The sequence below is a fragment of the Paraburkholderia ginsengiterrae genome (assembly GCF_001645125.1).
Lineage (GTDB): Bacteria > Pseudomonadota > Gammaproteobacteria > Burkholderiales > Burkholderiaceae > Paraburkholderia > Paraburkholderia ginsengiterrae.
Window position 1 is genome coordinate 71,100 of the sequence record NZ_LXKA01000121.1, and the last position, 26,872, is coordinate 97,971.

Annotated in this window: 21 protein-coding genes; 12 read left to right on the top strand and 9 right to left on the bottom strand. The window is 64.2% G+C overall.

The annotated features are described in order from the left end of the window. The first annotated feature begins 28 nt into the window (after positions 1-28). The gene (gene boxA, locus A6V37_RS10695; protein ID WP_064268108.1) at positions 29-1,282 is read left to right on the top strand and encodes a benzoyl-CoA 2,3-epoxidase subunit BoxA; all 1,254 of its coding nucleotides are present in this window, start codon (positions 29-31) and stop codon (positions 1,280-1,282) included. Positions 1,283-1,348: 66 nt separating this feature from the next. Here boxA and A6V37_RS10700 read toward each other — a convergent pair whose 3' ends face one another. Next, entirely contained in the window at positions 1,349-2,062 is a 714-nt protein-coding gene (locus A6V37_RS10700) for a TetR/AcrR family transcriptional regulator (RefSeq protein ID WP_064268158.1), read from the bottom strand. A 341-nt stretch (positions 2,063-2,403) separates the two neighbouring features. On the opposite strand from A6V37_RS10700, the gene A6V37_RS10705 reads away from it, so the two are divergent. From A6V37_RS10705 to A6V37_RS10740, 8 genes are all read left to right on the top strand, one after another. Beyond that, positions 2,404-3,693: a Zn-dependent hydrolase gene (locus tag A6V37_RS10705; protein WP_064268107.1), complete on the top strand. Its 1,290-nt coding sequence runs from the start codon at positions 2,404-2,406 to the stop codon at positions 3,691-3,693. Between the two features lie 135 nt (positions 3,694-3,828). Next, the gene (locus A6V37_RS10710; RefSeq protein ID WP_064268106.1) at positions 3,829-5,178 is read left to right on the top strand and encodes an NAD(P)-dependent oxidoreductase; all 1,350 of its coding nucleotides are present in this window, start codon (positions 3,829-3,831) and stop codon (positions 5,176-5,178) included. 70 nt (positions 5,179-5,248) lie between these two features. Beyond that, the gene (preA, locus tag A6V37_RS10715) at positions 5,249-6,577 is read left to right on the top strand and encodes an NAD-dependent dihydropyrimidine dehydrogenase subunit PreA (RefSeq protein ID WP_064268105.1); all 1,329 of its coding nucleotides are present in this window, start codon (positions 5,249-5,251) and stop codon (positions 6,575-6,577) included. A 113-nt stretch (positions 6,578-6,690) separates the two neighbouring features. After that, positions 6,691-8,202 carry an NCS1 family nucleobase:cation symporter-1 gene (locus A6V37_RS10720; protein ID WP_064268104.1) on the top strand — a complete coding sequence of 504 codons (1,512 nt, stop codon included), beginning with the start codon at positions 6,691-6,693 and terminating at the stop codon, positions 8,200-8,202. Positions 8,203-8,280: 78 nt separating this feature from the next. Next, entirely contained in the window at positions 8,281-9,732 is a 1,452-nt protein-coding gene (gene hydA / locus A6V37_RS10725; RefSeq protein WP_064268103.1) for a dihydropyrimidinase, read from the top strand. Positions 9,733-10,088: 356 nt separating this feature from the next. Further along, positions 10,089-10,871, top strand: coding sequence for an amino acid ABC transporter substrate-binding protein (locus A6V37_RS10730; RefSeq protein WP_064268102.1), 783 nt, complete (start codon positions 10,089-10,091; stop codon positions 10,869-10,871). A gap of 23 nt (positions 10,872-10,894) precedes the next feature. Continuing rightward, positions 10,895-11,572 (top strand): amino acid ABC transporter permease, encoded by a 678-nt coding sequence (locus tag A6V37_RS10735; RefSeq protein ID WP_064268101.1) that lies wholly within the window; start codon positions 10,895-10,897, stop codon positions 11,570-11,572. Next, the gene (locus tag A6V37_RS10740; protein WP_064268100.1) at positions 11,572-12,360 is read left to right on the top strand and encodes an amino acid ABC transporter ATP-binding protein; all 789 of its coding nucleotides are present in this window, start codon (positions 11,572-11,574) and stop codon (positions 12,358-12,360) included. Before A6V37_RS10735 ends, A6V37_RS10740 begins: the two co-directional genes overlap by 1 nt. A 114-nt stretch (positions 12,361-12,474) precedes the next feature. Here A6V37_RS10740 and leuA read toward each other — a convergent pair whose 3' ends face one another. Further along, positions 12,475-14,193 carry a 2-isopropylmalate synthase gene (gene leuA / locus A6V37_RS10745; RefSeq protein WP_064285980.1) on the bottom strand — a complete coding sequence of 573 codons (1,719 nt, stop codon included), beginning with the start codon at positions 14,191-14,193 and terminating at the stop codon, positions 12,475-12,477. Positions 14,194-14,462: 269 nt separating this feature from the next. Further along, a complete protein-coding gene (locus A6V37_RS10750; protein WP_064268098.1) occupies positions 14,463-15,341 on the bottom strand; it encodes a class I SAM-dependent methyltransferase in 879 nt (292 codons plus the stop codon). Positions 15,342-15,582: 241 nt separating this feature from the next. Between A6V37_RS10750 and A6V37_RS10755 the strand changes: the two genes are divergently transcribed. Together A6V37_RS10755 and A6V37_RS10760 are read left to right on the top strand one after the other, a co-directional pair. Continuing rightward, the gene (locus tag A6V37_RS10755; RefSeq protein ID WP_064268157.1) at positions 15,583-15,912 is read left to right on the top strand and encodes a hypothetical protein; all 330 of its coding nucleotides are present in this window, start codon (positions 15,583-15,585) and stop codon (positions 15,910-15,912) included. A 79-nt stretch (positions 15,913-15,991) separates the two neighbouring features. Beyond that, the gene (locus A6V37_RS10760; RefSeq protein WP_064268097.1) at positions 15,992-16,519 is read left to right on the top strand and encodes a hypothetical protein; all 528 of its coding nucleotides are present in this window, start codon (positions 15,992-15,994) and stop codon (positions 16,517-16,519) included. Between the two features lie 153 nt (positions 16,520-16,672). Here A6V37_RS10760 and A6V37_RS10765 read toward each other — a convergent pair whose 3' ends face one another. From A6V37_RS10765 to A6V37_RS10775, 3 genes are all read right to left on the bottom strand, one after another. Then, a complete protein-coding gene (locus tag A6V37_RS10765; RefSeq protein WP_064285981.1) occupies positions 16,673-18,523 on the bottom strand; it encodes a hypothetical protein in 1,851 nt (616 codons plus the stop codon). A 153-nt stretch (positions 18,524-18,676) separates the two neighbouring features. Further along, positions 18,677-19,957, bottom strand: a complete 1,281-nt coding sequence (locus tag A6V37_RS10770) for a DUF3443 domain-containing protein (protein WP_064268095.1) — start codon at positions 19,955-19,957, stop codon at positions 18,677-18,679. A 46-nt stretch (positions 19,958-20,003) separates the two neighbouring features. Continuing rightward, positions 20,004-20,471 (bottom strand): DUF2844 domain-containing protein, encoded by a 468-nt coding sequence (locus A6V37_RS10775; protein WP_064268094.1) that lies wholly within the window; start codon positions 20,469-20,471, stop codon positions 20,004-20,006. 459 nt (positions 20,472-20,930) lie between these two features. Between A6V37_RS10775 and bamC the strand changes: the two genes are divergently transcribed. Then, the gene (bamC, locus tag A6V37_RS10780) at positions 20,931-22,163 is read left to right on the top strand and encodes an outer membrane protein assembly factor BamC (protein WP_064268093.1); all 1,233 of its coding nucleotides are present in this window, start codon (positions 20,931-20,933) and stop codon (positions 22,161-22,163) included. 805 nt (positions 22,164-22,968) lie between these two features. Here the strand turns inward: bamC and A6V37_RS10785 are convergent. The 3 genes from A6V37_RS10785 to A6V37_RS10795 all read right to left on the bottom strand — a co-directional run bounded on the left by A6V37_RS10785 (position 22,969) and on the right by A6V37_RS10795 (position 26,715). Then, positions 22,969-23,895, bottom strand: a complete 927-nt coding sequence (locus tag A6V37_RS10785) for a DMT family transporter (RefSeq protein ID WP_064285993.1) — start codon at positions 23,893-23,895, stop codon at positions 22,969-22,971. Between the two features lie 373 nt (positions 23,896-24,268). After that, positions 24,269-25,867, bottom strand: coding sequence for an L-lactate permease (locus tag A6V37_RS10790; protein WP_064285982.1), 1,599 nt, complete (start codon positions 25,865-25,867; stop codon positions 24,269-24,271). A 359-nt stretch (positions 25,868-26,226) separates the two neighbouring features. Beyond that, complete coding sequence (locus tag A6V37_RS10795; protein ID WP_064285983.1) at positions 26,227-26,715, bottom strand: hypothetical protein; 489 nt, start codon at positions 26,713-26,715, stop codon at positions 26,227-26,229. Positions 26,716-26,872 lie beyond the last annotated feature (157 nt).

Below are 26,872 nucleotides of genomic sequence, written 5' to 3' on the forward strand. Positions count from 1 at the left end.
TGCGCAGCAACATCTGGTGGAGGAAGTCATGAACGGCCCAGTGTCGATCGAAGTTCTCAGGCAGCATCTGATCGATCCGGAAATCTGCATTCGCTGCAATACCTGCGAAGAGACTTGCCCGGTCGATGCGATCACGCACGACGATAACAACTACGTGGTCAAGGCGGATATCTGCAACGGCTGCATGGCGTGCGTGCCGCCGTGCCCGACTGGCGCGATCGACAACTGGCGCACGGTGCTGAAGGCCGACGCGTATCCGATCGAAGAGCAGTTCACGTGGGACGTGTTGCCGGAGCAGAACACGATGGCGGTGCCGGCCGCGGACGAGGCGACGGGCGCTTCGGGCGCCGCGGGCGCCGCGGGCGATGCAGCGGTGGAAGCGAGCGGCATTGAAGTCGATACGGTGCGCGGCTCGGTCGTGCCGCCGTGGTCGGCGGCGAAGCCGTACGTCAATCTCTATACGCACAAGGACCCGACCACCGCGACGGTGGTCGGCAACTACCGGCTGACCGACGCCTCGACCGAGAGCGACATTCATCACATCGTGCTCGATTTTGGCGCGATGCCGTTTCCGGTGCTGGAAGGCCAGTCGATCGGCATTCTTCCGCCAGGCGCGAGCGCCGATGGCCGCACGCATCACGCGCGCCAGTACTCGATTGCGAGTCCGCGTGACGGTGAACGGCCGGGCTATAACAACGTCTCGCTGACGGTCAAGCGCGTCTCGCAGCAGCACGGCGACTCGACCGACGGAGTGTGCTCGAATTACCTGTGCGACCTGAAGAAGGGCGACGTGGTCAACGTGATCGGTCCATTCGGCGGCACGTTCCTGATGCCGAACCATCCGAACTCGCACCTGCTGATGATCTGCACCGGTACGGGTTCAGCGCCGATGCGCGCGATGACCGAGTATCGCAGGCGGCGGCGTTTGAAAGGCGCGACCGGCAAGCTGATGCTGTTCTTCGGCGCGCGCACCAAGGAGGAGTTGCCGTACTTCGGACCGCTGACCAATCTGCCGAAGGACTTCATCGATACGAATCTGGCGTTTTCGCGCACGCTCGGGCAACCCAAACGCTACGTACAGGACGCGATGCGCGAGCGCGCAGTGGACGTGGCGCAAATGCTCAAGGACGACAGCACGTACATTTACGTGTGCGGCCTGAAGGGCATGGAAGACGGCGTGCTGCAGGCACTCAAGGAGATTGCCGAGCAGCATCAGATGGATTGGGAAGCGCTGTGGGCGAAGTTGAAGAAGCAGGGGCGCTTGCATCTGGAGACGTATTGAGCGGCCCGCACTTCGATAATAAAAGCCCTGCTGCTCATGAACGGCGGCGGGGCTTTCGTTTTGCACCTAACGCGCGGGGTCCGCACCGTCTTCATGCTGCGCCGGCGACACCGCCCCACACGCACGAATCACCAACTGCACGACTTCTTCCGTCGTCGCTTCGAACGACTTCTGCGTCAACGCGCGCTTGCCCTTAAGCGCGCGAATCTGCGCATCGAAGTCGGCATAGTGCTGGGTCGTCGCCCAGATCATGTACATCAGCGTCTGCGCATTCACCGGCGCGAGCAGGCCGCGTGCAATCCAGTCATCGATCACTTTCACGCGGCTGTCCAGCCACGGTTTCACACGCCCCGTGAGAATGTCTTCCATGTGCTCCGCGCCGTGAATGATCTCGCTCGCCCACACTTTCGAGCCGAGCGGACGGCGGCGCGACAACTCCATTTTCGCGCGCACGTATCCGCCGATCGCTTCGACCGGGTCGTCGCTGCATTCGAACGTATCCGCCGCGCGATGCCAGTCTTCGAACAGGTCTTCCAGTACGCGCCGGTATAGCGCGAGCTTCGTCGGGAAGTAGTAATGCACGTTGGCTTTTGGTAAGCCTGCACGCTCCGCGATCATCGCGGTGCTGGTGCCGTCGAGTCCCCGTTCGGCGAAAACCGCCTCCGCGCACGCCAGCAGATGCGCTTCATTCGACTCGCGAATGTGCGCCTTGCGCCGCCGCAAAGGGGGGCGTGTTTCGTCGTTTTCCGTGATGCCGGCCGCCACGTCGTCGTCTCTCATGTTCGCCTTCGTCGGCATGTGTGCCGCGTCGCGCTTCATTCTAGTCGTTTGGCGCGCGACTCACACGCGCATTCTCCACACGCGGCCGATTCATGCTGCGCTGCAATGGCACGCTTCTCGCTATGTATTCGACCGTACGAAAAGCATTGATTTGGCGGGCTTAATCAGCTACAACCTGTCCAACTGGACAGGATCTGAAGAGCGGGCGAGGCCCCAGGGTTTGCCCTTTGTTCAAGGGACGATCGAAGGCCCCGAGTGTGCACCGCCGTCGTGCGGGCGCGCCCCAGAAGCCGCCATCAATGCACCAGTTTCATTGCGGTTCACCGAAAGGAGCGAGACGAATGAACGTGGTATCCGAAGCGCTGAAGCAGGTCCCGAAAGAAGGCCTCTCGACCTCGATCAAGGTCGACGGCAAGCGCCTGTGGGACAGCCTGATGACGATGGCGAAGATCGGCGCGACGCCCAAAGGCGGTGTCTGCCGCCTGGCGCTCACCGACCTCGACAAGCAGGGGCGCGACCTGATCGTCAGTTGGGCGAAGGAAGCCGGCTGCACGGTCAGTGTCGACCAGATGGGCAATGTGTTCATGCGCCGAGCCGGACGCAATCCCAATGCGCTGCCGGTCATGACCGGCTCGCATGCGGACTCGCAGCCGACCGGCGGCCGTTTTGACGGCATCTACGGTGTGCTGGGCGGTCTTGAAGTAATTCGCAGTCTGAACGATCACGGCATCGAAACCGAGCACCCGGTCGAAGTGGTGATCTGGACCAACGAGGAAGGCTCGCGCTTCGCGCCGGCCATGGTCGCCTCGGGTGTGTTTGCCGGCGTGTTCACGCTCGACTATGGCCTGTCGCGCAAGGACGTGGACGGCAAGACCATCGGCGAGGAACTGAAGCGCATTGGCTATGCGGGCGATATTCCGTGCGGCGGGCGGCCGGTGCACGCGGCGTTCGAATTGCACATCGAACAGGGGCCGATTCTCGAAGCCGAACAGAAAACCATCGGTGTCGTGACCGACGCGCAAGGTCAGCGCTGGTACGAGATCACGCTGACAGGGCAGGAGGCGCATGCGGGTCCGACGCCGATGCCACGCCGCCGCGACGCGCTGCTCGGCGCCGCGCGCGTGGTGGATCTGGTCAACCGGATCGGCCTCGACAACGCGCCGTTCGGCTGCGCGACGGTCGGCATGATGCAGGTCTATCCGAACTCGCGCAACGTGATTCCGGGGCGGGTGTTCTTCACCGTTGATTTCCGCCACCCCGACAACGCGGTGCTCGCAAAAATGGATGCCGCGTTGCGCAAGGGCGTAGCGGAGATCGCGGACGGTATTGGACTCGCGACCGAGCTCGAGCAGATTTTTTACTACGAGCCGGTGGCGTTCAACGAGGCCTGCGTGCAGTCCGTGCGTGCCGCGGCCGAACGCTTCGGTTATTCGCATCGCAACATGGTCTCCGGTGCGGGGCACGATGCCTGTTATCTGGCGCAGGTCGCGCCGACCTCGATGGTGTTCGTGCCGTGCGTCGACGGGATCAGTCACAACGAGATTGAGGACGCCACCTTCGAATGGATCGAAGCCGGCGCCAACGTGTTGCTGCACGCCATGCTGGAGCGTGCGTGCGAGCCGGCTTCATAGCGCGGCTCAGCACAGTTTAGCGGTTGCGGTCGTTTCACCCGCCTTACCGTCGTGCCCATAAAACAAGCCGTCCCGGCTGCGCTCCTGCGCAGCCGGCGGGACCGGCTACGTCCTCACATTGAAGAAGGAACGTGTATGGCCATCAAGCAAACCGGCGACATTGCCGCCCAGCGCCTGTCGCCCGAGCAGCTTTCCTGCGAGTTCTCCGATATCGCGCCGTTGCTCGACGCGAGCGCCGCGGCCGCGGCGGCGAGCCGCTGTCACTACTGTTACGACGCGCCGTGCGTGAACGCTTGCCCGACGCAGATCGACATTCCGAGCTTTATCCGCAAGATCAGCAACGGCAATCTCAAAGGCGCGGCCGTGGATATTCTGTCGGCCAACCCGATGGGCGGCATGTGTGCGCGCGTGTGCCCAACCGAGATTCTTTGCGAAGGTGCTTGCGTGCGTAACCATCAGGATGCGAAGCCGGTGGCGATCGGCGCGCTGCAACGTCATGCGACCGATTGGGCGATGGCGCGCGGCGAGGTGCTGTTCACGCGCGCGGCTCCGACCGGACGGCGCGTCGCCGTCGTCGGCGCGGGTCCGGCGGGACTCGCCTGCGCGCACCGGCTGGCGCTGGCCGGTCACGACGTCACGATTTACGACGCGCATGAAAAAGCGGGCGGCCTGAATGAATACGGCATTGCCGCCTATAAGACCGTCGACGATTTTGCGCAGCGCGAGGTGGAATGGCTGTGCTCGGTCGGCGGGATCGAGATCAAGCACGGTGTCGCGCTTGGGAGCGATGTCGACCTCGACACGCTGCGCAAGCAATACGACGCCGTATTCCTAGCGATCGGCCTGACGGGCGTGCGTGCGCTCGCCATGGAAGGCGAGGACCTGAGCGGCGTGATGAACGCGGTGGACTTCATCGAAGAGGTCCGCAGCGCGCGCGATCTGGGCACGGTAGCGGTGGGCCGCCGGGTGGTGGTGATCGGCGGCGGCAATACGGCGGTGGACGCCGCGGTGCAAAGCCGCAAGCTCGGCTCGACGTCGGTGACGATGGTGTACCGCCGTGGCGTCGAGTCGATGAGCGCCACCTGGGCGGAACGCGAGTTCGCGCAGACCAACGGCGTCACGCTTGTCACGCATGCGAAGCCGCATCGTTTGATCGGTGAGGGCGGCGTAGTCACGGGTGTCGAATTCGAGCGCACGTTGGGCGACGGCAGTCAGGAGCGCTTTGTGGTCGAAGCCGACATGGTGCTCAAGGCAATCGGCCAAACGTTGGTGCCGGTCGGCATGGAGCGTGAGTTGTTGACGGTGGACGGCAGCCGCATCGCGGTGGATGCGAATGGCCAGACCTCGCTAGCCGGCGTATGGGCCGGCGGCGATTGCGCGGCGACCGGCGGCATCGACCTCACGGTGCAGGCGGTGCAGGACGGCAAGATCGCGGCCGCCGCGATCGACGCAACGTTCGCCCGCACGGCAGTGAAGGCCGCATAGCGCCGGACAGGTCATCCATCGAACCCGTCAACGAACCCGACAAAAATCAGCAGTCCCCAAGGAGCCGAACATGGCCGATCTGCGCTGTACGATTGCCGGCATTACCTCGCCGAACCCTTTCTGGCTCGCTTCCGCGCCGCCGACAGACAAAGCCTATAACGTGAACCGCGCGTTCGAAGCGGGCTGGGGCGGCGTGGTGTGGAAGACACTGGGCCTCGACCCGCATGTGGTGAACGTCAGCTCGCGCTACGGCGCGGTGCAATGGAACGGCCAGCGCATCGCGGGCCTGAACAACATCGAGTTGATCACCGACCGTCCGCTCGACGTCAATCTGCGCGAAATCGCTCAGGTCAAACGCGACTGGCCGGACCGCGCGATGATCGTCTCGCTGATGGTGCCGTGCAACGAGCGCGACTGGAAGTGGATCCTGCCGCTCGTCGAAGACACCGGCGCGGATGCCGTGGAGCTGAATTTCGGCTGCCCGCACGGCATGAGCGAGCGCGGCATGGGCGCGGCGGTCGGCCAGGTGCCCGAGTACATCGAGATGGTGACGCGCTGGGTCAAGGAAGGCAGCAAGCTGCCGTGCCTCGTCAAGCTTACGCCGAACATCACCGACATTCGCCTTGGTTCGCGCGCGGCCTATAAGGGCGGCGCGGACGGCGTGTCGCTGATCAACACGATCAACTCGATCGTCGCAGTCGATCTCGACGCGATGTCGCCGTTGCCGATGGTCGACGGCAAAGGCACGCACGGCGGCTACTGCGGTCCGGCGGTGAAGCCGATTGCGCTGAACATGGTCGCGGAAATCGCGCGCGACGTGGAAACGCCGGGCCTGCCCATCTCCGGCATCGGCGGCATTTCCACATGGCGCGATGCGGCGGAGTTCATGGTGCTCGGCGCGGGCAGCGTACAGGTATGCACGGCGGCGATGCACTACGGATTCCGGATCGTTTCTGATCTCGCCGACGGCCTGTCGAACTGGATGGACGAAAAAGGCTACGCGACGCTCGACGATATTCGCGGCCGCGCCGTGCCGAACGTCACCGACTGGAAGTACCTGAACCTCAAATACGACATCAAGGCGCGCATCGATCAGGACAAGTGCATTCAGTGCGGTCTGTGCCATATCGCCTGCGAAGACACGGCGCACCAGGCGATCATGAAAGAAAAAGATGGCGTCCGGCATTTTGAAGTGGTGGACTCCGAATGTGTCGGCTGCAATCTGTGCATGCACGTGTGTCCGGTCGAGCAGTGCATCACGATGGAACGCGTGGACAACGGCGAATACGCCAACTGGACCACGCATCCGAACAACCCGGCACGGGTGGGCGAAAGCAGCAGCGCAACGGCGGCCGCGTCTGAAACGGCCGATGCCGCGCACGCCGCCAAAGCCGCCTGAAACACGATGTAGCAGGAGAACACGCAGCGCTTGAACCGAACCTGTCATTCCCCAACGGCCCGACGCGCCGCCAGAAGCCGCGCGGGCCTCAACGACACAGTGGAGAGCTTTCGATGAAGCAGACAGCGCAACCCGCCGAGCCGCATTTCGCGGCCGGTGCGCAAGGCAGCAGTCTTTACAACGACGACCTTGCGCCGACCGGCACCGCGCAGCGCACGTGGAAGTGGTATCACTTCGCCGCGCTCTGGGTTGGGATGGTGATGAACATCGCGTCGTACATGCTCGCGGCCGGTTTGACGGAAGAGGGCATGTCGCCGTGGCAAGCGGTGGTAACGGTGCTGCTCGGCAACCTGATCGTGCTGGTGCCGATGCTGCTGATCGGCCATGCAGGCGCGAAACACGGCATTCCGTATGCAGTGCTCGTGCGTTCCTCGTTCGGCACGCAGGGAGCAAAACTGCCGGCCATGCTGCGGGCCATCGTCGCATGTGGCTGGTACGGGATTCAGACTTGGCTCGGCGGCAGTGCGATCTACACGCTGTTGAACATTCTTACCGGCAACGCGCTGCATGGCGCGGCCTTGCCGTTTCTCGACATATCAGCCGCGCAACTGGCGTGCTTCCTGGTGTTCTGGGCGCTGCAGATTTACTTTATCGTGCACGGCACCGATTCGATCCGCTGGCTCGAAAGCTGGTCCGCACCGATCAAGATCGTGATGTGTATCGCGCTGGTGTGGTGGGCGACATCGAAGGCGGGTGGACTGGGCTCGATGCTGTCGGCGCCGTCGCAATTCGTGCCGGGCGGCAAGAAGGAAGGCCTGTTCTGGGTCACGTTCTGGCCGGGCCTCACCGCGATGGTCGGCTTCTGGGCGACGCTCGCGCTGAATATCCCCGATTTCACGCGTTTTGCGCGCACGCAGCGCGATCAGATCATCGGCCAGTCGATCGGTTTGCCGGTGCCGATGGCTTTGCTGTCGGTGATCTCGGTGGTGGTGACGTCGGCCACCGTGGTGATCTACGGCAAGGCGATCTGGGATCCGATCGACCTGACGAGCCGCATGACCGGCATCGGCGTGGGCGTCGCGCTGATCATCCTGACGCTCGACACCATGTGCTGCAATCTCGCGGCGAATCTCGTCGGACCGGCCTACGATTTTTCGAGCCTGTGGCCCAAGGGCATTTCGTATCGCGCGGGCGGCATGATGACCGCGACCATCGCGATCGTGATGATGCCGTGGAAGATTCTCGCCACCACGCAGGGCTACATCTTCACGTGGCTTGTCGGCTACTCGGCCTTGCTCGGTCCGGTGGCGGGCATTCTGATGGTCGACTATTTCCTGATCCGCGGCACGCGGCTCAATACGCGCGAACTGTTCGACGAACGCGGCGAGTACAGCTACACCGGCGGCTGGAATATCGGTGCGGTGGTCGCGCTCGTAGTCGGCGTGCTGCCGAATCTGCCGGGCTTTTTGCATACCGCGTTTCCGGCGTCGTTCCCGAACGTGCCGGCGTTCTTCAATACGCTCTATACGTATGCGTGGTTCGTCGGACTCGCGTTGGCGTCGATCGTATACAGCGCGTGGATGAAGCTGAGCAAGGGGCCGAGCGCGCGCGTGGCGAGTGCCTGAAACAAACCTACAAGACGCAACAATGCGCATGAATGAAGCAGCAGCACTGAAACCGGCAGTTCAAAAGGAGGCGGCAACATGACGACCCTGATTCGCGGCGGCACGATTATCGACGCGGAGAACACGTATCGTGCGGACGTACTCTGCGCGGACCCGCAGGACGGCGGCACGATCCTGCAGATCGGCGCGGACCTGGAGGCGCCGGCGGGCGCGACGATCGTCGACGCGGGCGGACAGTACGTGATGCCCGGCGGCATCGATCCGCACACGCATATGGAATTGCCGTTCATGGGCACCACGGCCAGCGACGATTTCTACACCGGCACGGCGGCGGGCCTGTCGGGCGGCACGACCAGCATCATCGACTTCGTGATTCCGAGTCCGAAGCAGCCGTTGATGGACGCCTTCAAGGAATGGCGCGGCTGGGCCGAGAAGGCGTCGGCGGACTACGGCTTTCACGTCGCGGTCACGTGGTGGGACGATTCGGTCTATCGGGACATGGGCACGCTGGTGCACGAGCACGGCGTGTCGAGCTTCAAGCACTTCATGGCCTACAAGAACGCCATCATGGCCGACGACGAAGTGCTGGTGAACAGTTTCTCGCGTTCCCTCGAACTCGGCGCGCTGCCCACGGTGCACGCGGAAAACGGCGAACTGGTGTTCCAGTTGCAGCGTCAGTTGCTGGCCAAGGGCTTTACCGGACCGGAGGCGCACCCGTTGTCACGGCCGCCTGAAGTCGAAGGCGAGGCGGCCAATCGCGCCATTCGCATTGCCCAGGTGCTGGGCGTGCCGGTGTATATCGTGCACGTGTCCTCCAAAGACGCGGTCGATGCAATTGCGCGCGCGCGCAGCGAAGGCCTGCGGGTGTTCGGCGAGGTGTTGCCGGGCCATCTGGTGATCGACGAAGCGGTGTATCGCGATCCCGACTGGACCCGCGCGGCGGCGCACGTGATGAGCCCGCCGTTCCGCTCGGCGGAGCATCGCGAGGCATTGTGGCGCGGTTTGCAGGCCGGCCAGCTGCACACCACGGCGACCGATCACTGCGTGTTCTGCGCGTCGCAGAAGGCCATGGGCCGCGAGGACTTCACGAAGATTCCGAACGGTTGCGGCGGGGTGGAGGACCGCATGGCGGTGCTCTGGCATCACGGCGTGAATTCGGGGCGTCTCACGCCGAACGAGTTCGTGCGCATCACGTCGACGAACGCCGCGCAGATCTTCAACCTCTATCCGCGCAAGGGCGCGATCCGGGTCGGTGCCGACGCCGACATCGTGGTGTGGGATCCGAACGCCAGCAAGACGATTTCAGTGAACACGCATCATCAGAAGGTCGACTTCAACGTGTTCGAAGGCATGACCGTGCAAGGCGTGGCGATGCATACGCTCACGCGCGGCGCGCTGGCCTGGACCAACGGCGAGCTGCGTGCGGTTCGCGGCGCCGGCCGGTATCTGAAGCGCCCGCCCAACGGCGCTTACTTCGACGCGATCCGGGTCGCCAACAAGCGCAAGGAGCCGCATCCCGTCGAACGGTAAGCGAATCGCAATCTCACGGGCGGCGCCGCGGGCCAACGCGGCGCCGCCCGTTTTTCATGCCGCGCGGCCGCCGCGGCAGCACCCCTCTCGCGTTTTCCCCGATGGCGTTAGGCATAGGTTCCGTGTTGCGATGCATGCCGCGTCTGTCCTATCTGCTGTAGCGTCACAATCCACGTCTGATCGGAGGCGGTGGCTGTTCCCTTAGCACGCAAGCGCATATCGATCGGAAACCTGATCCTTTGTAAAAACGCAGTCCGTTTGCTACAGTCCGCCCACTCTGCCGGGCGCACAGGCCGGCGGGAACTGCCCAACACAAGACCCAGTCACCGACGTAGCACATTTGACGGAGCCCACTCATGAAATCGATTCGTTCCATTCTGCTGATCGCGTTGTTCCAGGCGGTGACCGTGAGCACCGCCTTCGCCGCCGACGAGCTCGCGGCAATCAAATCCGCCGGCGTGTTCAGGATCGGCACCGAAGGCACTTATGCACCGTTCACGTTCCACGACGAGTCCGGCAAGCTGACCGGCTTCGACGTGGAGATCGGCACGGCGATTGCGCAGCGCCTCGGCGTCAAGCCGCAATTCGTGGAAGGCAAATGGGATGGTCTGATCGCGGGCCTCGATGTGAACCGCTACGACGCGGTGATCAACGAGGTGGCCGTGACCGACGCGCGCAAGGTCAAATATGATTTCTCGGACCCGTACATCACGTCGCATGCCGCGCTGATCGTGCAGTCGAACAACACCGCGATCAAGACCTTCGACGACCTGAAGGGCAAGAAGTCGGCCAATACGCTGACCAGCAACTTCGGCAAGATCGCGGCGGCGCACGGCGCGGAAGTGATCCCCGTGCAGGGCTTCAATGAATCGATCGATCTGCTGACCTCCGGCCGCGTCGATGCCACCGTCAACGATTCGCTGTCGTTCCTCGACTTCAAGAAGCACAAGCCGGACGCGAAGGTGAAGATCGCGGCGATCGATACCGCCGCGGACAGCAGCGACAAGTCCGCTGTGCTGATCCGCAAGGGCAGCCCGGAGTTGCAGGCGGCGATCAACAAGGCGCTCGCCGATATGAAGAAAGACGGCACCTATGAGAAGATCTCGCAGAAGTATTTTGGCAAAGACGTCTCCCAATAAAAAGCCTTCCGCGAGTCTGACTCATGCCTGCATGGTTGCATCTGATGGCGCAGTCGCTGTGGCCCCTGCTGTATGCGGGGCTGCTGTTCACTGTGCCGCTGACACTGGCCTCGTTTGCGATCGGCCTCGCGCTCGCGTTTATCGTGGCGCTGGTCAGGCTGTTCGGGCCGAAGTGGGCAGTCGTGGTCGTGCGATTCTACGTGTGGCTGTTTCGCGGTTCGCCGTTGCTCGTGCAACTGTTCGTGATCTTCTACGGACTCCCGAACGTGGGTATCGTGCTCGATCCGTTGACGGCGGCGATCATCGGCTTTTCGCTGAACGTGGGCGCGTACAACTCCGAGGTGATACGCGGGGTGATCGAGTCGATTCCGAAAGGTCAGTGGGAGGCCGCGTATTCAATGGGGATGACGCGCGAGCAGGCCTTGCGCCGCGCAATCCTGCCGCAGGCGGCGCGCGTGGCGCTGCCGCCGCTGTCGAACTCGTTTATTGCGCTGGTGAAGGACACCTCGCTGGCGGCGGTGCTGACGGTGCCGGAAGTGTTTCAGGCGGCGCAGCGCATCGCGTCGGTGACTTACGAGCCGCTCATCCTGTACACCGAGGCGGCACTGGTCTATCTGATCTTCAGTTCGGTGTTGTCATCCGCGCAAGTCAGGCTCGAGCGTAAGTTCGGCCGTCACGCACTTTTCCAGGCAGGCAACTGATGATCCGACTGGAAAAAATCGACAAGTACTTCGGCGGTCAACGGGTGCTCAACTCGGTCGATCTGCAGCTCGCCCAGGGCAACGTGACTGCCCTGATCGGTCCGTCAGGCAGCGGCAAGAGCACGTTGCTGCGTTGCGTAAATCTGCTGGAAATTCCCGAGTCGGGTTCGCTCGAACTCGGCGACCAGCGGATGAAATTCAGCCCCGACCACAAGCCCTCGCGCGACGAGGTGCTGACGATACGCCGCCGCACCGGCATGGTGTTTCAGAACTTCCAGCTGTTTCCGCATCTGACGGTGCGGCAGAACGTGATGGAAGGCTTGCTGACCGTGCAGAAGTGGGACAAGGACCGTGCGCGGGTGCGCGCGGACGAGCTGCTGGACAAGGTCGGCATCGCGCACAAGGCGGACGCGTGGCCCTCGACGCTGTCCGGTGGTCAACAGCAGCGCGTGGCGATTGCGCGGGCGTTGGCGCCGTCGCCGGAGGTGCTGTTGTGCGACGAGCCCACCTCGGCGCTCGACCCGGGTCTTGCCGCGGAAGTGGTGGATGTGCTCAAGCAACTCGCCACGGAAGGCATGACGATGCTGATGGCGACGCACGATTTGCGGCTCGCCGCGACGATCGCGCGTGACGTGGTGTTTCTGAATAACGGCGTGGTGGTGGAGGCGGGGCCGTCGCGCAATGTGTTCATGGAGCCGCGCGAGCCGGAAACGGAGCGTTTCGTGTCGACGCTGACGCACAGCCTGCCGGAAGCGTGGACCGAATCGGGCGGCGCCAAAAAACCGTAGGCGGGCGGGCCAGAACGATAGAGGTCCGCCAACGTAGCGGGCGCAAAAAGGGGGCGTCGAAACGCCCCCCTCGAATCAAGCTGCTACGAAGCCGTCATCAGCTTCATCAAAGCCTCAAACGCCCACACTTTCCGTCGCGTCGTTCATTGCCGTATCGAAGAAGCGCTCCTTTGCCTCAGCATTGACACGGGCATAAGCGCGATTCACGCCGCTGATCACCGCGCGAATGGACGCCGTCACCAGATCGGCGTCGATGCCGACGCCGAACGCGCTGCCCGTCACATCCACACCGGCCATTTCAGCGATCGCCACCGCGCGGGCATCCGCACCTTGCGTCAACGCGCGCTCTTCGTAATGTTGAATGCGCACCGGCGCGCCGATTGCGTGCATCAACGCGTCGAGCGGGCCATTGCCTTCGCCGCTCAGCACGCGCCGCGTGCCGTTGATGTCGACCGTGAGCTTGATGTGCTCGCGTCCGTCGCGCTCGGCCAGGCTGTGGCCGACGTAATGGATCGGCGCGGTGTTCTGCACGTATTCCTGCTGGAACAATGTCCAGATCTGCGAGGAGGTCACTTCCTGGCCGCTGTCGTCGGTAAAGCGCTGCACGGCCGAGCTGAAGTCCACCTGCAGGCGGCGCGGCAACACGACGCCATAGCCCTGCTCAAGCAGATAGGCAATGCCGCCTTTGCCCGACTGGCTGTTCACGCGAATCACCGAGTCGTAGGTGCGGCCGAGATCGGCCGGATCGTTCGGCATGTACGGCACTTCCCAGATCGCGTCCGGTTTCTGCACGGCAAAACCCTTCTTGATCGCGTCCTGATGCGAGCCCGAGAAGGCAGTGAACACCAGGTCACCGACATACGGATGACGCGGATGCACCGGCAACTGCGTACATTCCTCGGCCGTGCGCGCGACTTCATTGATGTTCGAGAAGTCGAGCCCCGGATCGATGCCCTGCGTGTACAGATTCAACGCGAGCGTGACGAGATCCACGTTGCCGGTGCGCTCGCCGTTGCCGAACAGACACCCTTCGATACGATCAGCGCCGGCCATCACCGCGAGCTCGGCCGCCGCCACCGCGGTGCCGCGGTCGTTATGCGGATGCACGGACACGATCAGCGAATCGCGGCGCGCGAGGTTGCGGTGCATCCATTCGATCTGGTCCGCGTAGACGTTCGGCGTGGCCATTTCGACGGTGGCCGGCAAGTTGACGATCGCTTTGTGCTCCGGCGTCGGCTGCCAGATGTCGAACACGGCGTCGCACACTTCCTTGGCGAATTCGAGTTCGGTGCCGCTGAACACTTCCGGGCTGTATTGCAGCGTGAAGTGCGTTTCCGGCGCGGCGTCGGCGAGACGCTTCATGGTGCGCGCGGCGTTCTGCGCGAGCTCTTTCACGCCGCTCTTTTCCAGCCCGAACACGATCTTGCGGAATTCCGGCGCGGTCGCGTTGTACAGGTGGACGATGGCGCGCGGCACGCCACGCAACGATTCGAAAGTGCGTTCGATCAGGTCGTCGCGCGCTTGCGTCAACACTTCGATGGTGACGTCGTCGGGGATATGGCCGCCTTCGATCAACTCGCGCACGAAATTGAAGTCGGTTTGCGAGGCGGACGGAAACGCCACTTCGATTTCCTTGAAACCGATCTGCACCAGCGTCTTGAACATGCGCATCTTGCGCTGCGCGTCCATCGGCTCGAACAGGGCCTGGTTGCCGTCGCGCAGGTCGGTGCTCATCCAGATCGGCGCATGCGTGATGGTGCGCGACGGCCATTGGCGGTCCGTCAAGTTGATGGGCTTGAACGAGCGGTATTTGGTAGCAGGGTTTTTCAACATTTTCATCATCCGAGGGTGAGACCAGAAACCTGGGCGTCGACCGGACGACGAAAAGACATAACTGGGCCGCCGGTCGGAAACCGGGGCTGGGTCAGTTACTGGGGAATCAAGCGATGCTTCGGGAGAATCAGACGGAAGCGCGCAGCAGCAGACCTAGCCCGGTAGAGCGGGCTAGTAGTAGCGATAGGGTGGTCTGGGCGCGGTACATAGTGCGCCATAGGAACACATTATCGAGACGGCGTCAAGCGCCGTCCCGGTGCGGCGCGAGATCAGTGCGCCGGTTTCACGAAGCGCAAGGTCATGCGATCGGATTCGCCGATGGCCGCATATTTCGCCCGGTCGACCTCGCCGCCCCGGTAGGTGGGCGGCAGCGACCATACGCCGTTAGGGTAGTTCTTCGTGTCGCGCGGGTTGCTGTTCACCTCGCTCTGGCCGGCCAGTTCGAAGCCGGCCGCCCGCGCGTGTTCGATTACGTACGCTTCGGTCACGTAGCCGGAGTCGATGGTCTGTTGCAGCGAAGTGCCAGGCGCCGCGCGATGTTCCTCCACGCCGAGCATGCCGCCCGGTTTGAGCGCGGCATAAAACGCGCGCAGGTTCGCGTCGATCTGGCCGTCCTTGATCCAGTTGTGGATATTGCGGAAGGTCAGCACCCGGTCGACGCTGGCATCGGCCGGAAAGCCGCTGAACTGGCCCGCGTGCAACGTGCCGACCACGACATTGCCGTAGATGGCGGGCGTGGCGGCCAGCTTGCGCGCGAATGCCGCGCGGCTGGATTGCTCCTCGGCCGATGGCGCTCCCTGCGGGCCGTCGTATTGCGCCTCGTAGAGCTTGCCGTGGTCGTGCAGGTAGGGCGCGAGAATGTCCGTGTACCAGCCGCCGCCCGGCTCGATCTCCAGCACGCTTTGCGACGGCGCGAGTTCGAAGAATTGCAGCGTCTCTTCGGGATGGCGGTAGACATCGCGCACGCGGGCCTTGTCGCCGCGCTGAGGCCCGGAAACGGCGGCCTCGAGCAGCGCCGGATCGGCGGATGCCGTTACCGATGCCGATGGACCGGCGCAGGCGGCCAGCAACAGCGCCGCGCTCCATGCCGTGAGTGTGGCGCGAAGCGCGCGGGCGTGGCGATTCGAGGGCGTGTTCATGGCGTCCATTATCGGGTTCGATCGGGCCGGAAGGAAATCGTCAATCGGCATAAGGATAGACGTTTGCCGTATTTGCGTTGCAGGCATGCCGTGGAATAAAGCACTGCCGCGGCCGGTTTCGCCATGTAGGGCCGCGGTTGTCGCGATGACTGAATCCGCAGCGCACGGCGGCGCGTATAACGTAGGGAGTCAGCGTTTGCGGATGCGCGCGGACCTGATCCCCTTCATGTTCATTTTGCCGGAGGCAGGTATGAAACGAGCACCGAAGAAGTGGTGGGGCGCGACAATCGCGCTGTGCGTCGCCGCGTGCGGCGTCGTCACGCAGGCGGGCGCGCAGGGCCTGAGTCCGCAGGACGACATGAACGCGCCGCAAAACAGCACGAGTCTGATGCCGAACTCGGCCCGCGGCAGCGAATATCCGACACACGGCAATCAGCAAGCCGGGGAAATGAATCTGAATCCGACCGACCCGCGCGCGCAACTGGTCAACGGTTTGCCGAACAACGCGACGGCCGGCGGCTATGGCGCACCGCTCGCCGGTGTGCGGACCTACGTGCAGCCGTCCATGCCGTCGAATTGAGCGCCGGCGCGAACGGCTCCCGCGCCGGCCGCGCGGCCCGTAAGCTACAATTGCCGACGGCTTGAAAAACGGAATATCAATGAAGATTCGGATTCTCTCTATCGCCTGCGTCACGGCCGCCGCTGCACTGCTGGCGGCCTGCACGACCGTCTACAAGAACTCGGACGCATGCGAGCAGATGATGCGAAGCCAACTGGCGCAGAAGTCGACGGATTCGCCGACGGACACGCTAAAGATTACCCATACGGGCGCCGGTATCGACGGCTCGCGGGTGGTGGTCGAAGGATCGATCGTGCGTATTGTGCCGCCGGCTGCGCCGGCTTCCGGTGCGCAGGTTGCGTCGTCGGCTTCGGCGGCCTCGGGTGTGTTCGCGAATGCCGCGAGTGCTTCGGGCGCGGTTGCCGCTTCCGGTGCTTCCGCCGCAGCGGTTGCGTCAGCCGCTTCCGCCTCCTCGGGCGCCGCTGCGCTCGCGCTCAAATCCGCCAAACCGCAGAAGGTGAACATCCCGGCGGCCGCCGAGTGCACGTTCCACGGCCAGACGCTAAGCGCCTTCAACTGGCTGGCGCCGGAAAAATTCTTGCCCCCGGCCGACACCGCCACCGAATAACCGTGCGGGCCGGGGAGCCCCGCGGTTGCCTGGGGCCTGGCGGAGTGCGCCCGCGCCGGGCTGCACACCCGGCGAGCCTCAAACCCCACGGCTGCGCGGGGCCTGATTGGGTCCGCGTGCGTCTGACTCGCACACCCTGCGAGCCTCAAACGCTCACATGCCGTTTCCCCGCTTTTCCCGCATCAGCTTCAGCACGCATTCGCCGAATGCCTGCGGCCGTCCTTCGAAGCAACGTTCCACCGCCCGCGTGCCGATCAGACGCTGCCGCAAGGCCGTGCGTTCGGCGTGCGCGTCGATCATCCGTACGGCGGCGGAGATGTAGTCCTCGACGCTGTCCGCCGTGGTCCATGACGGCATGCCCACGCGCTCGAACAGCGCGCCGTCGATCCGCTCGAACACTTCCGGTCCGCGCTTGCAGACACCCGGCAGACCGAGCGTGAGCGCATCGACAATGCCGTTGGTATTGCCGAACGGAAACGGACTCAGAAACAGATTGGCTCGATTGACGCGCGCCAGATAGCTCGCATAGTCGTGAAAGCCGTGCACGATCGCGTGCGGCAGTGCACGGCCGATCACCTCGCGCATCCGTTCGAGCGGCAAGCCGGCGTGCACGCCGCTCATGAAGTGAAACTCCACCGGCGTCGTGGCGCGCTCGCCGATCTCGCGGCACGCTTGCAGGAAGCCCGGATTGAGCTTCATCGCGCTCGCCGTTACAACCACCTCCAGTGTTTCGCGTGACAGCGGAATCTCGGCAACGATGTCCGGCAGCGCCACCGACGGCCGGTACGGCTGACCGTCTTTCGGCAGCATCATCAGGCGTTCGCTGAAGCAGGCCGGATCGCCGACGTAGTCTTCCTCCACGCTCACGTAATCGATCTTGTCGGAGTGCGTGGTGGCGGGGTGGCCGAGACCGGCAATCTGCAGAGGCGCGATGCGCAGGTTCGACATGAACACGGTCAGCGCGAACATGCCGACGCTCGGCATATACAGCACGTCCGGCTGTTCGGCAGCGGCAAAGTCGCGGATCGTTTTCAGGCATTCGCCAAGGTAGTCCGGCGCTTCCAGTTCGATGCAACGGTCGAATACCGCGCGCCCGATATTGTCGATGGCGTAACCGAAGCTGAAGGCCACCACCTCGAAATGCTCGCGCGCGGCTTCGACCGTGCGCGAGTGCGTGCGGTAGATCGAATGGGCGCCGCCGAACCATTCGAGCACCACCACCATCAGCGGCTTCCCGCCATGCCGCTTGCGTGGCCCCGCCGTCACGGGCAGGTCGGTCAGCCCCAATTGATGCAGTTTGCGGCGCACCAATGCGTTGATATCCCGCTTGATCTCGTGCCGACGAGGCGTGTCCGCGTAGCTGCAGAACATATACGCGTTATGCAGCAGCGCAGTCGGCAAGTCGTCGAGGTCGTCGATCTGCCGCAGTTTGCCGGGCAGCCATTCGATCAGCGCTTCGCGTTTCAGGTGCGCGCTCGCCGAACCCTTGAACACGGGCGCCAGCAGAACGAGGGCGAGGCACGCGGCGAGCGTCTTGTCGTACGCCCATAACGCGGCGAAGTCGAGCTCCAGTTCGGACTCGGTCGAATAGAGCACGCAGAGTTTTTCGATAAAGCTGTCGCCAGGCAGAAACTGCGCGTCGTTCCTGCCGCGCGGATTCAGATGATGAGTGACATGGTCCGCATTGCCGAAGGGGGTGGAGGCGAACACCAGTCCGACCCATTCGTGCAAGGTCAGAAGCAACCGGAAGCATTCACGCGGCAGATTGAATTCCGGGTCGGCGAACAAGGTCGAGGCCGCGCTCGCGAGGCGTGTGCAGAAGCGCTTGCGTTGCTCGGCGGGCGGCAGGTCGGCGATGCCTGAGGCGCGGAAGCTGTCGTCCAGCGCGCCGCGCTTTTGCTGCAGCAGCGCCAGCGCGGCAATGAACTGGATAGCCGCCTTCACATGCTGCCGCGTATAAACGAGCTGCTCGAAGTGATCGAGCGAAAAAGTGGGTTCTTCCATCAGCCGATAATTCCAAGATACGCAGGACTAACGAATTGGATATGCAGAGTTGCAAGCGCGTTAGCCGGAGGCGCGGATTATGTCAGCCTGGAGATACCAAATTTGCCGTTCGGGTGGATTGATGAATTTTCTGCGCGCAAATAAGCTGCGCGCTCAGAACGCGTAATACGGGCCCGGTCCCGCCGATGTCTCGCGCGCTGCAATCGCTGTGTAGACGCGTCGTCCGAAGAAGAACGGCAAGCCCCAGCCGAAACCGCTGCTGGCCACGCCGGCGAGGTTGTCGAAGGCGTTATTGGCCGACGCGAACAGCACGTTCGCATTGCCGATCGCAAACGACACCATGCTCGACGTGCCGTCCGTGCCGGTGATCGCGGCGCTCGCGGCCTGGGTCGATGTTGGGCAGTACCAGAAGCCGCATTCCGGCAGCTGGGCACTGCTGAAGAAGAGTCCGTTCGAGCCGCTGTCGAGATAGCTTTGCGCATAACTCTGGCCGCCGCTGGCGGTGCTCACGTAGCCCGTGACCGGGTTGGCCCTGAGGACGCTGGCATTGCCGAGCGTGTTGTTGGCCTGGGTGCCGATGCCGAAGATCATCGACCCCGACACGCTCGGCGCACCGGCATCGGCGATCGCCGGCAGGTCGATCACCACGCCGTTGTTGTCGAGCGCGAAGCGGCTGACCGGATTGGTCACCTGCTGGGCGAGCGCCTGGGAACTTGCGACGCAGGCGCCGCTGGAATCGCAACTGTAGTACCAGCGCGGCAGCGCGGCGCTGACGCAGACGGCGCCGCAGTCGGCGTCGAACAGACCGACGCCGAGAATGCCGTTGGCGCGCAGGCCGGCCACCGTCTGCATCGCGCGGCCGGAGCCCGCGCAGTCGGCGGGCACGGTCGGCACCGCCGGGTCGGCGATGGTCTGGATCGGGATCGACGCGGCAAGCTGGCCGGCCATGCGCACGTCCGCGCTGCGCACCGCGCCCCACGTGTAGCCGCCGCCGAACACGGCGCACTCGCCCGCGACTCCGCTGCCGGAGGCTTGGGCCGCGAGCGGCAGGCCGGCCGGCAGCGCGGAGGCGAGAATCCGCAAACCGTGTGAGCCGGTGTCGACCTGAATATTGTCGATCGTCGCGCAGTTGCTGGTGCCGGGCTGGCACACGGTGACGCTCGTCGTCAGCATATTGCGTGTCAGGCCCGGCGCGGTCGTGACGACGATCGGCTGGACGTTCGGTATGGTCGACTGCGGCACGGCGGCGCTCGGCGTGGGGCTCGAGGCGGCCGGCGGGGTGGCGGCGACCGGTGCGCTGGCAGCCGCCGGACTGCTGGCCGGGGCGGCGCCGCCGTTTTGGCCGGTGGCGGCCGGTGCGCTGCCGCCACCGCCGCAACCCGTCAGGGCGGCGCAAACGAGGAGCAGGGCGTGAAGGTGGAGCGAAGTTCTCATGGCGTGGCGGGCACTCGTCGAAGCAGGGGCGCGATGCGGAATCGCGTTACTGGAAATCGTCGGCCGAGATGCCGGCCGGCAACGCCGCGGGCAGCCAGGCGCGTCCCGCATAGCCGCGCATCGGGCCGCCCGATTCCACGATCACGTCCGGCCGTGCCACCCGCGAGACGTGCAGATTGCCGTCCGACGGCGCCGCAGCGACGCCCGCCTGGTAGGAGTCCGCGTGCTTGCCGAGCAGCGTGCGCAGGTCCGGCATGGTCGGGCCTTGCCACGCGTAGGCGATGATCTGGCCGGTGCTGGTCGCGTACTCGTTGATGGTCGTAGTGCCCGCGTCGGTTAGCGTGCGCACGCGCAGCGCGCCGTTGAGCAGGGTGCGGCGCGGTGCGCTCGCGGTGGAATCGGGCTGATCCGGCATGGCGCCGCCCAGTTCGGCGTGGGCGGCGGCGCTGGCGCAGAGCATCGCAAGCGCGGTCGTGGAGGCTGCAAGGGCGGCGGGGAAGGCGTGCATCGGCATGGCGCTCGGTCTCGTGGCTGGGCGGTTGAAGTCGTCTTGAAATGTCGATTTCAAGATAGCACCCGTCTTTTTTGACCGTTATCGCAGGCGCTTTCCGGCGGATTTTGAAATATCAAAATTGCGGCGGGACCGAGCCGGAAAGTCGTGTTGAATCAATGATCTGACAGACTCGTGGATGCCCCCGACAGGCAGTTGGGAAGTGTGTGCGATTGTTAAATCTGGCTCCGCGGCAGGCCATGTCCGCAACTGGGGGCGGGGGCTGGCGCTTGACCCGGAACGTCACGATGCAGGACCGATTTCGCAGTGCTCGCACGGGCCCAGTGCGGGCCCGTGACGGGCCTCTCACGCTGCTCAATACATAGGCAAACCCGGGTTTTTGCACACGGCCCGCCGGGATCGGTAAAATGTTGGGTTGATCCACGGAAACTTGCCGTGGCGTAGCGGAAGGATTCCCCGAACATGACTGATCTTCGTCTTACCAAGCGGTTTGCAGTAATGCTGATGGCAGGCGGTCTGGTCGCCGGCTGCGGCACCTCGTCGCCGACCAAAATCGACTACAAGAGCGACTCGAAATCGAAGCAGGTTTCACTCGCTGTACCGCCGAACATGATCGATGAGACGGCCGATCAGCGTTCGTTGCCCCCGCAGGGCGGCGAAACCTCGTTGTCCACGCTCCAGCGGGTCCAGGCGCAAGCGCCGTCGGCCAATTCCGTGGTCGTGGTGCCGCAGGTCACCGGTATGCATATCCAGCGCGACGGCACGGAAAGCTGGCTCGTGATCGACAACAAGTCGCCCGATCAGGCATGGGCGCAGATTCGCCGCTTCTGGCAGGAACAGGGCTTCCTACTGGTGGTCGACCAGCGCGACAAGGGCGTGATGGAAACGGACTGGAACGAAACGCACGCGCAGATCAGCGACGGCCTGATCCGCAACACGATTTCCAAGGCCATGGGCAACAGCTATGTGACCTCGGAGCGCAACAAGTACCGCACGCGCCTCGAAACCGCGCCGAATGGCGGCACCTACGTGTTCATCAGCCAGAAGGGCATGCGCGAGGCGCTCACCGGCACCAACAACGATTCGAGCACCTGGGTGGCGAAGCCGAACGATCCGGGCCTCGAGCAGGAATATCTGAAGCGGCTGATGGCGACGCTGGCGCTGGCCGATTCGCGCGCCAAGCCGGCTGATACGCAAAACGCCGCGCTGTCGCCGGCTGGTACGCAAACCGCGCCGAACGCGGCAACGGCAGGCGCCAAGTCGGCGGCCGCTGCCACCGCGGCGCAAAACGTCGCGCTGTCCGCCCAGCAGCCCATGCCGGACGACGCGTCCAGCAACACCGCGGCGCAGTTCTCTTCCACGGAGCTCACGCTCGGCGAGTCGTACGACCGCGCGTGGCTGCGCGTGGGCCTCGCGCTCGACCGCAGCAACTTCACCGTCGACGACCGCGATCAGAGCCGTGGCCTGTACTTCGTGCGCTACGTCGATCCGAAGGATCTGACGTCGGCGGAACAGGGCTTCTGGAGCCAGGTGTTCCACGGCAAGAAGGAAAAGGTCGCCAAGCAGTACCTCGTGAACGTGCGCGCGGTGACGCCTAACCAGACGCGCGTGGCCGTTGTCGACGACAAGGGCGCGATCGACGAAAGCCAGCAGGCCAAGCAGATCATGAGTCTGATGGTCGACCAGCTGCACTGACGCCGCAGCCGGCTGCAACGCAGTCCGCAAACCCGCCCGGAATGAACCCCGGGCGGGTTTTTTTATGCCCGCGCGTCCCGTCAACGCGCATGTGTTTTGCTTTACCCCGGATCTACCGGTATCAACCGGAAATCAACGGGGGTTGGCCATGTTCGATGTGATTCCTTACTGGATGTGGGCGGCGAGCTTGCTCGCCCTGGCAATTGTGTGCGGCGCGGCCTTGGGCCGGCGGGAATCGCGCTGGCCTAGTGTCCCGCCGGTCCGGCGTGCGGCGGCGCCGCGCGCGAGGTGGCTGACGCGTTGAACGCGGGCACGCGTTCGCGTGTGCCGACTGTCCGAAGGCGGCCGCCCATGCGGCCGCATGTAACGTGACGTTACCCCGGTGACGTAACTTTCCAGATATTGCTCTCCGCCCCTCCCCAGCTTCCTGCGACCGGGAAAAATTCAATAAGAATCAATCGGTTGTGCTCAATTTCAAATGGATTGTCGAAGCTGGCACGCAAGCTGCTTTTATAGACTCATGGGGACGGATGGATTGCCCGGCGCGAGTCTGTAGTGCGGGTTCGATCCACGATTCCAGACCATTCCGGCACCGGCGCATGAACCGGTGCTGAACCCAATGACGGCCTGCGCATGGCGCGCGGCCTCGGTGGCCCCGTCGCCTATCCTCGTAGGGCGACGGTTTTGCCCGCACTCCGACGGAGTGCGGGCTATTTTTTTGCCTGCGGGATTCGTGACAGCTGACGGGGGGAGAGACGTATAAGCGCCGGCGACGCCAGGAAGCGTCGCGCGAAACGGGGCCTTCTCAGGTATCCGCGCGGCGCGTGCCGATCCACGGCATGCGCTTGACCACGCCGGTAGCCAGCGCGGTGCCGACGAGTATCACGCCGCAGCCTCCCAGCATGCCTGGCGATACGCCTTCGCCGAGAAATAGCGCGCCCCACAGGATGCCGAAGATCGGAATCACGAAGGTCACCGTGATCGCACGCGCCGGCCCGGCCACCGCGATCAGATGGAAGAACAGCATATAGGCCACACCGGTACAGGCGACACCCAGCGCGATCACCGCGCTCCATGCGTGCAGCGAGATCGGCGCCGCCGGCCAGTAGATCACGGCGAGCGGCAGCAGCACGATGGTGGCGCCCGTCATCGTGCCGGTCGCGACGGTCAGCGCGTCGACGCCGGTCAGGTGGCGCTTGGTGTAGTTGGCCGCGATGCCGTACAGCAGCGTGGCGCCGAGCGGCGCGCCGGCTGCGAGCGCGGTGGTCAGCGGCGTCGCCGCCGTGCCGTTGGGGGTGGCGATCTGATCCCACACCAGCATCAGCACGCCGAGAAAGCCGATCACCAGACCGAGCGTGCGCATGGCGCTCAGCCGATCGCGCAACCAGAGAAAGGCGACAAGCGCGCCCCACAGCGGCGTGCTCGCGTTGATCACGGATGTTACGCCTGCGGACAGCGTCAGCTCGGCATAGGCAAACAGGCAGAACGGCGCGGCCGAATTCAGAATGCCGACCACCAGCAGCGGGAAGGCTCGCGTGCGCAGGATCGCCGCTGACTCGCGCAGCGGCCGCCGCGCGATCAGCACGATCGCGAGGAAGGCCGCGCCGATGCCGACGCGCAGCGCCATCAGCGGGGCCACGCCGAAATCGGTGACGCCGACGCGGATAAACAGGAACGAGGCGCCCCATAGGGCGGCGAGTATCAGCAGCTGCAGCAGGTTTTTTGTGTTCATGGGAGTCGCGCCACGCGCGGTTGAGTCGGGACGCATGATCATCGTAGCAGCGCAATCATGCGAAACGTTTCAGGCTGGAATGAAACGGCAAGATTCGGGAAATGGACCGCGCCGGATAGTAGCGATCGTAAGCGCGGCGGCGCCGCGCGCATAACGAGCAATTCTCACGCTGATGTGAGAAAAATTGCGATGAAAGCAGTGGATGGAATCGAAGTCGGGCAGACGCGACAGCCCGCGCGCGTAAAGAGCGTGAATTATATTGCGGCAACGCAGCAGTCCGCCAGCCCGCCGAGTCGGAAGAGTGAGATGAGCCGGCCGCGGCGCCCGCGAACCGGCACGCCGCGCTCGACACGCCCGAAAAGCGCCGCCGCACTCAGTGCGGAATCATCCCCTGCAGGACATTTTGTTGCAGCCACACCAGCACGCCGAGCAGCACCGTCAGCAGAATCGAGTGCTTGAAGGTCTTGGCGAACACCACGCCTTCCTTGCCTTTGAGTTCGGTGGTCGCCACGCCCGTCGAGATGTTTTGCGGCGAGATCATCTTGCCCATCACGCCGCCCGACGAGTTGGTCGCCGCCATCAGCACCGGGTTGAGATTCAATTGATGGGCCGCCACCACCTGCAGGTTGCCGAACAGCGCGTTGCCCGACGTGTCGCTGCCGGACAGGAACACCGCGACCCAGCCGAGGAACGCCGACACCAGCGGAAAGAACGGCCCGACCGAGGCGACGCCGAGGCCGAGCGTGTACGTGAGCCCGGAGTAGTTCATCAGATACGCGAGCCCGACGATGGTCGCCACGGTCAGAATGGCGATGCGCGTCTGGATCCAGGTATCGACGACCGCCGCACCGAATTCCCTTGCGCCCAGTCCGACCACGGCGGTGGTGATCAGCGCGGCGAACAGAATCGCCGTGCCGGTGGCGAGCGGCTGGAAGTCCCACACCGCGCCATACGGCGTGTTGTACAGCGTGATGAACACGGCCTTGTCGAGCCCCGGCCACGGCACCTTGACGTCGCCGATCAGGAAGATCTTCGCGATGGTCCAGATAATCACCACCACCGAGACGATGATCCACGGGTACCAGCCCTTGCCGCCGCCAATCTTGCCGCGCTCCTCGCCGACCCGGTCGATGTTGATCGCGAAGCGGGGATCGGCGGCGGGTTGCCAGACGCGCAGGAATGCAATCGTCACGATGAGCGACACCATCGACGACAGCACATCGGTCAGGCTGTAGTTCACAAAGTTCGACGAGACGAACTGCGTGAGCGCGAAGCTCGCGCCCGATACCAGCAGCACCGGCCACACCTTCAGCATGTTGCGAAAGCCCGCATAGACGCCGATCACATAGAACGGCAGCAAGAGCGCGAAGAACGGCAACTGGCGGCCGACCATCTTGGCGAGCGAATCGGCCGGCAGGTGCGTCACCGCGCCAAGCACGGTGATCGGCACGCCGAGGGCGCCGAAGGCCACCGGTGCGGTGTTGAAGATCAGCGTGAAGGTCAGCGCTTCGAGCGTGGGAAACCCGAACAGGATCAACAGCGAACTGGTGATGGCGACCGGCGTGCCGAACCCGGAAATGCCTTCGAGCAGCGCGCCGAACGAAAACCCGACCACCACCAGCACGATGCGGCGGTCGTTGGGCAGGTTGTCGATCATCCACATGCGAAAGGCCGCGAAGCGGCCCGAGCGCAACGCGATGTTGTAGAGCAGGATCGCCGCGAACACGATCCACATGACCGGCCAGCAGGCGAACACCACGCCGTTGGCTACCGACGCGGCGGCGAGCCGTATCGGAAATTGCCAGACGAAGATTGCCACGATCAGGCCGACGATCAGGCCCGCGAGCGACGCCTGCCAGGCCGGCCGGCGCGCCCAGCCGAGCAGAAGCAGCACGACGATGATCGGCAAGGCGGCGACGAGGAACGACGGCAGCAGCGAATTGCCGACGGGGGTGAGTAGTTGGTGAAACATCACGTCTCCTTCGTTGTTGTTAGGACGCGACGTGCAGCTACGCACAACGGGGCGCGTCGCTCTGGCAGGACGGATGGGCGTCGGCGGCGTGTGGAGGCACGCCGGGTCGCTTATTTAAACAGGTACTGCGTGTGGCTTACCCAAGCATAGGGCCCGGCGGTGGCGCGTCAAGAAGGGAAACTACGGGCAAAGCGGGGACAAAGCAGGCGCGAGCCGGACGCGCATCTGGTGAGGGTCAGCCCGGCGCATGTGATGAGGTGCCAGCGAGGTGGAGGCGGGGAGCAGGCGCCGCGCGGCAAGAGTTGGGATGCGCGCCTGCGTGATGTGAGGGCCGAACGGTGTGAAGCGGCGTGCCTGGCTCAGTGCCAGTGGCCACGGCCTCCCCAGTAGCCACGGCCGCCCCAGTAGCCACGGCCGCCCCAGTAGCCGCCAAAGCCAAAGCCGATGGAGACCGACGGGCCATACCAGCCGGGATATCCGTAGTAAGCGGGGTAGACCGGCGGGTAGTACGCCGGATAGGCCGGCGCCACGTATACGGGCGGGGCGGCAACCGCATAGGTGGGGGGCGGGCTGGCCGGCGCGCCTTGCGTCTGCGGCTGGCCGACCGACGCATCGGCCTGCCCGACGGGCACGGCCTGCTGGGTAGCGCCGGCAGGGACCGTGGCGTAGTAAGGGTAATAGCCTGCCGGATAATAGCCGTACGGGTAGTAGCAGCCGGAGAGCGTCAGAACGCAGGCCGCGCCACCCAGCGCGACGCCGGCTCGCGAAAGACGCGGAAATCCCGATAGGCGGCGCAGCGGCAAACGCTGGCCGATCGCGCGGATCGTGTTGATGATGCGGGACTGCATGACGCGCTCCTCGTTGATTCGAACGCCGCTATTTAGGGCGTCATTCTTTGAGCTTACGCCGCCGCCGCGCGAGAAGGATTGCAAAACCGTAACGGCTTATTTCACGTCATTGCAGTAACCAGAGCGAATGCCATGCAGGCCGGTATGTCACGTCGAC

Coding starts and splice junctions, on each gene's coding strand:
- boxA (WP_064268108.1), top strand. CDS start 29: ATGAACGGCCCAGTGTCGATCGAAGTTCTCAGGCAGCATCTGATCGAT.
- A6V37_RS10700 (WP_064268158.1), bottom strand. CDS start 2,062: ATGAGAGACGACGACGTGGCGGCCGGCATCACGGAAAACGACGAAACA.
- A6V37_RS10705 (WP_064268107.1), top strand. CDS start 2,404: ATGAACGTGGTATCCGAAGCGCTGAAGCAGGTCCCGAAAGAAGGCCTC.
- A6V37_RS10710 (WP_064268106.1), top strand. CDS start 3,829: ATGGCCATCAAGCAAACCGGCGACATTGCCGCCCAGCGCCTGTCGCCC.
- preA (WP_064268105.1), top strand. CDS start 5,249: ATGGCCGATCTGCGCTGTACGATTGCCGGCATTACCTCGCCGAACCCT.
- A6V37_RS10720 (WP_064268104.1), top strand. CDS start 6,691: ATGAAGCAGACAGCGCAACCCGCCGAGCCGCATTTCGCGGCCGGTGCG.
- hydA (WP_064268103.1), top strand. CDS start 8,281: ATGACGACCCTGATTCGCGGCGGCACGATTATCGACGCGGAGAACACG.
- A6V37_RS10730 (WP_064268102.1), top strand. CDS start 10,089: ATGAAATCGATTCGTTCCATTCTGCTGATCGCGTTGTTCCAGGCGGTG.
- A6V37_RS10735 (WP_064268101.1), top strand. CDS start 10,895: ATGCCTGCATGGTTGCATCTGATGGCGCAGTCGCTGTGGCCCCTGCTG.
- A6V37_RS10740 (WP_064268100.1), top strand. CDS start 11,572: ATGATCCGACTGGAAAAAATCGACAAGTACTTCGGCGGTCAACGGGTG.
- leuA (WP_064285980.1), bottom strand. CDS start 14,193: ATGTTGAAAAACCCTGCTACCAAATACCGCTCGTTCAAGCCCATCAAC.
- A6V37_RS10750 (WP_064268098.1), bottom strand. CDS start 15,341: ATGGACGCCATGAACACGCCCTCGAATCGCCACGCCCGCGCGCTTCGC.
- A6V37_RS10755 (WP_064268157.1), top strand. CDS start 15,583: ATGAAACGAGCACCGAAGAAGTGGTGGGGCGCGACAATCGCGCTGTGC.
- A6V37_RS10760 (WP_064268097.1), top strand. CDS start 15,992: ATGAAGATTCGGATTCTCTCTATCGCCTGCGTCACGGCCGCCGCTGCA.
- A6V37_RS10765 (WP_064285981.1), bottom strand. CDS start 18,523: ATGGAAGAACCCACTTTTTCGCTCGATCACTTCGAGCAGCTCGTTTAT.
- A6V37_RS10770 (WP_064268095.1), bottom strand. CDS start 19,957: ATGAGAACTTCGCTCCACCTTCACGCCCTGCTCCTCGTTTGCGCCGCC.
- A6V37_RS10775 (WP_064268094.1), bottom strand. CDS start 20,471: ATGCCGATGCACGCCTTCCCCGCCGCCCTTGCAGCCTCCACGACCGCG.
- bamC (WP_064268093.1), top strand. CDS start 20,931: ATGACTGATCTTCGTCTTACCAAGCGGTTTGCAGTAATGCTGATGGCA.
- A6V37_RS10785 (WP_064285993.1), bottom strand. CDS start 23,895: ATGAACACAAAAAACCTGCTGCAGCTGCTGATACTCGCCGCCCTATGG.
- A6V37_RS10790 (WP_064285982.1), bottom strand. CDS start 25,867: ATGTTTCACCAACTACTCACCCCCGTCGGCAATTCGCTGCTGCCGTCG.
- A6V37_RS10795 (WP_064285983.1), bottom strand. CDS start 26,715: ATGCAGTCCCGCATCATCAACACGATCCGCGCGATCGGCCAGCGTTTG.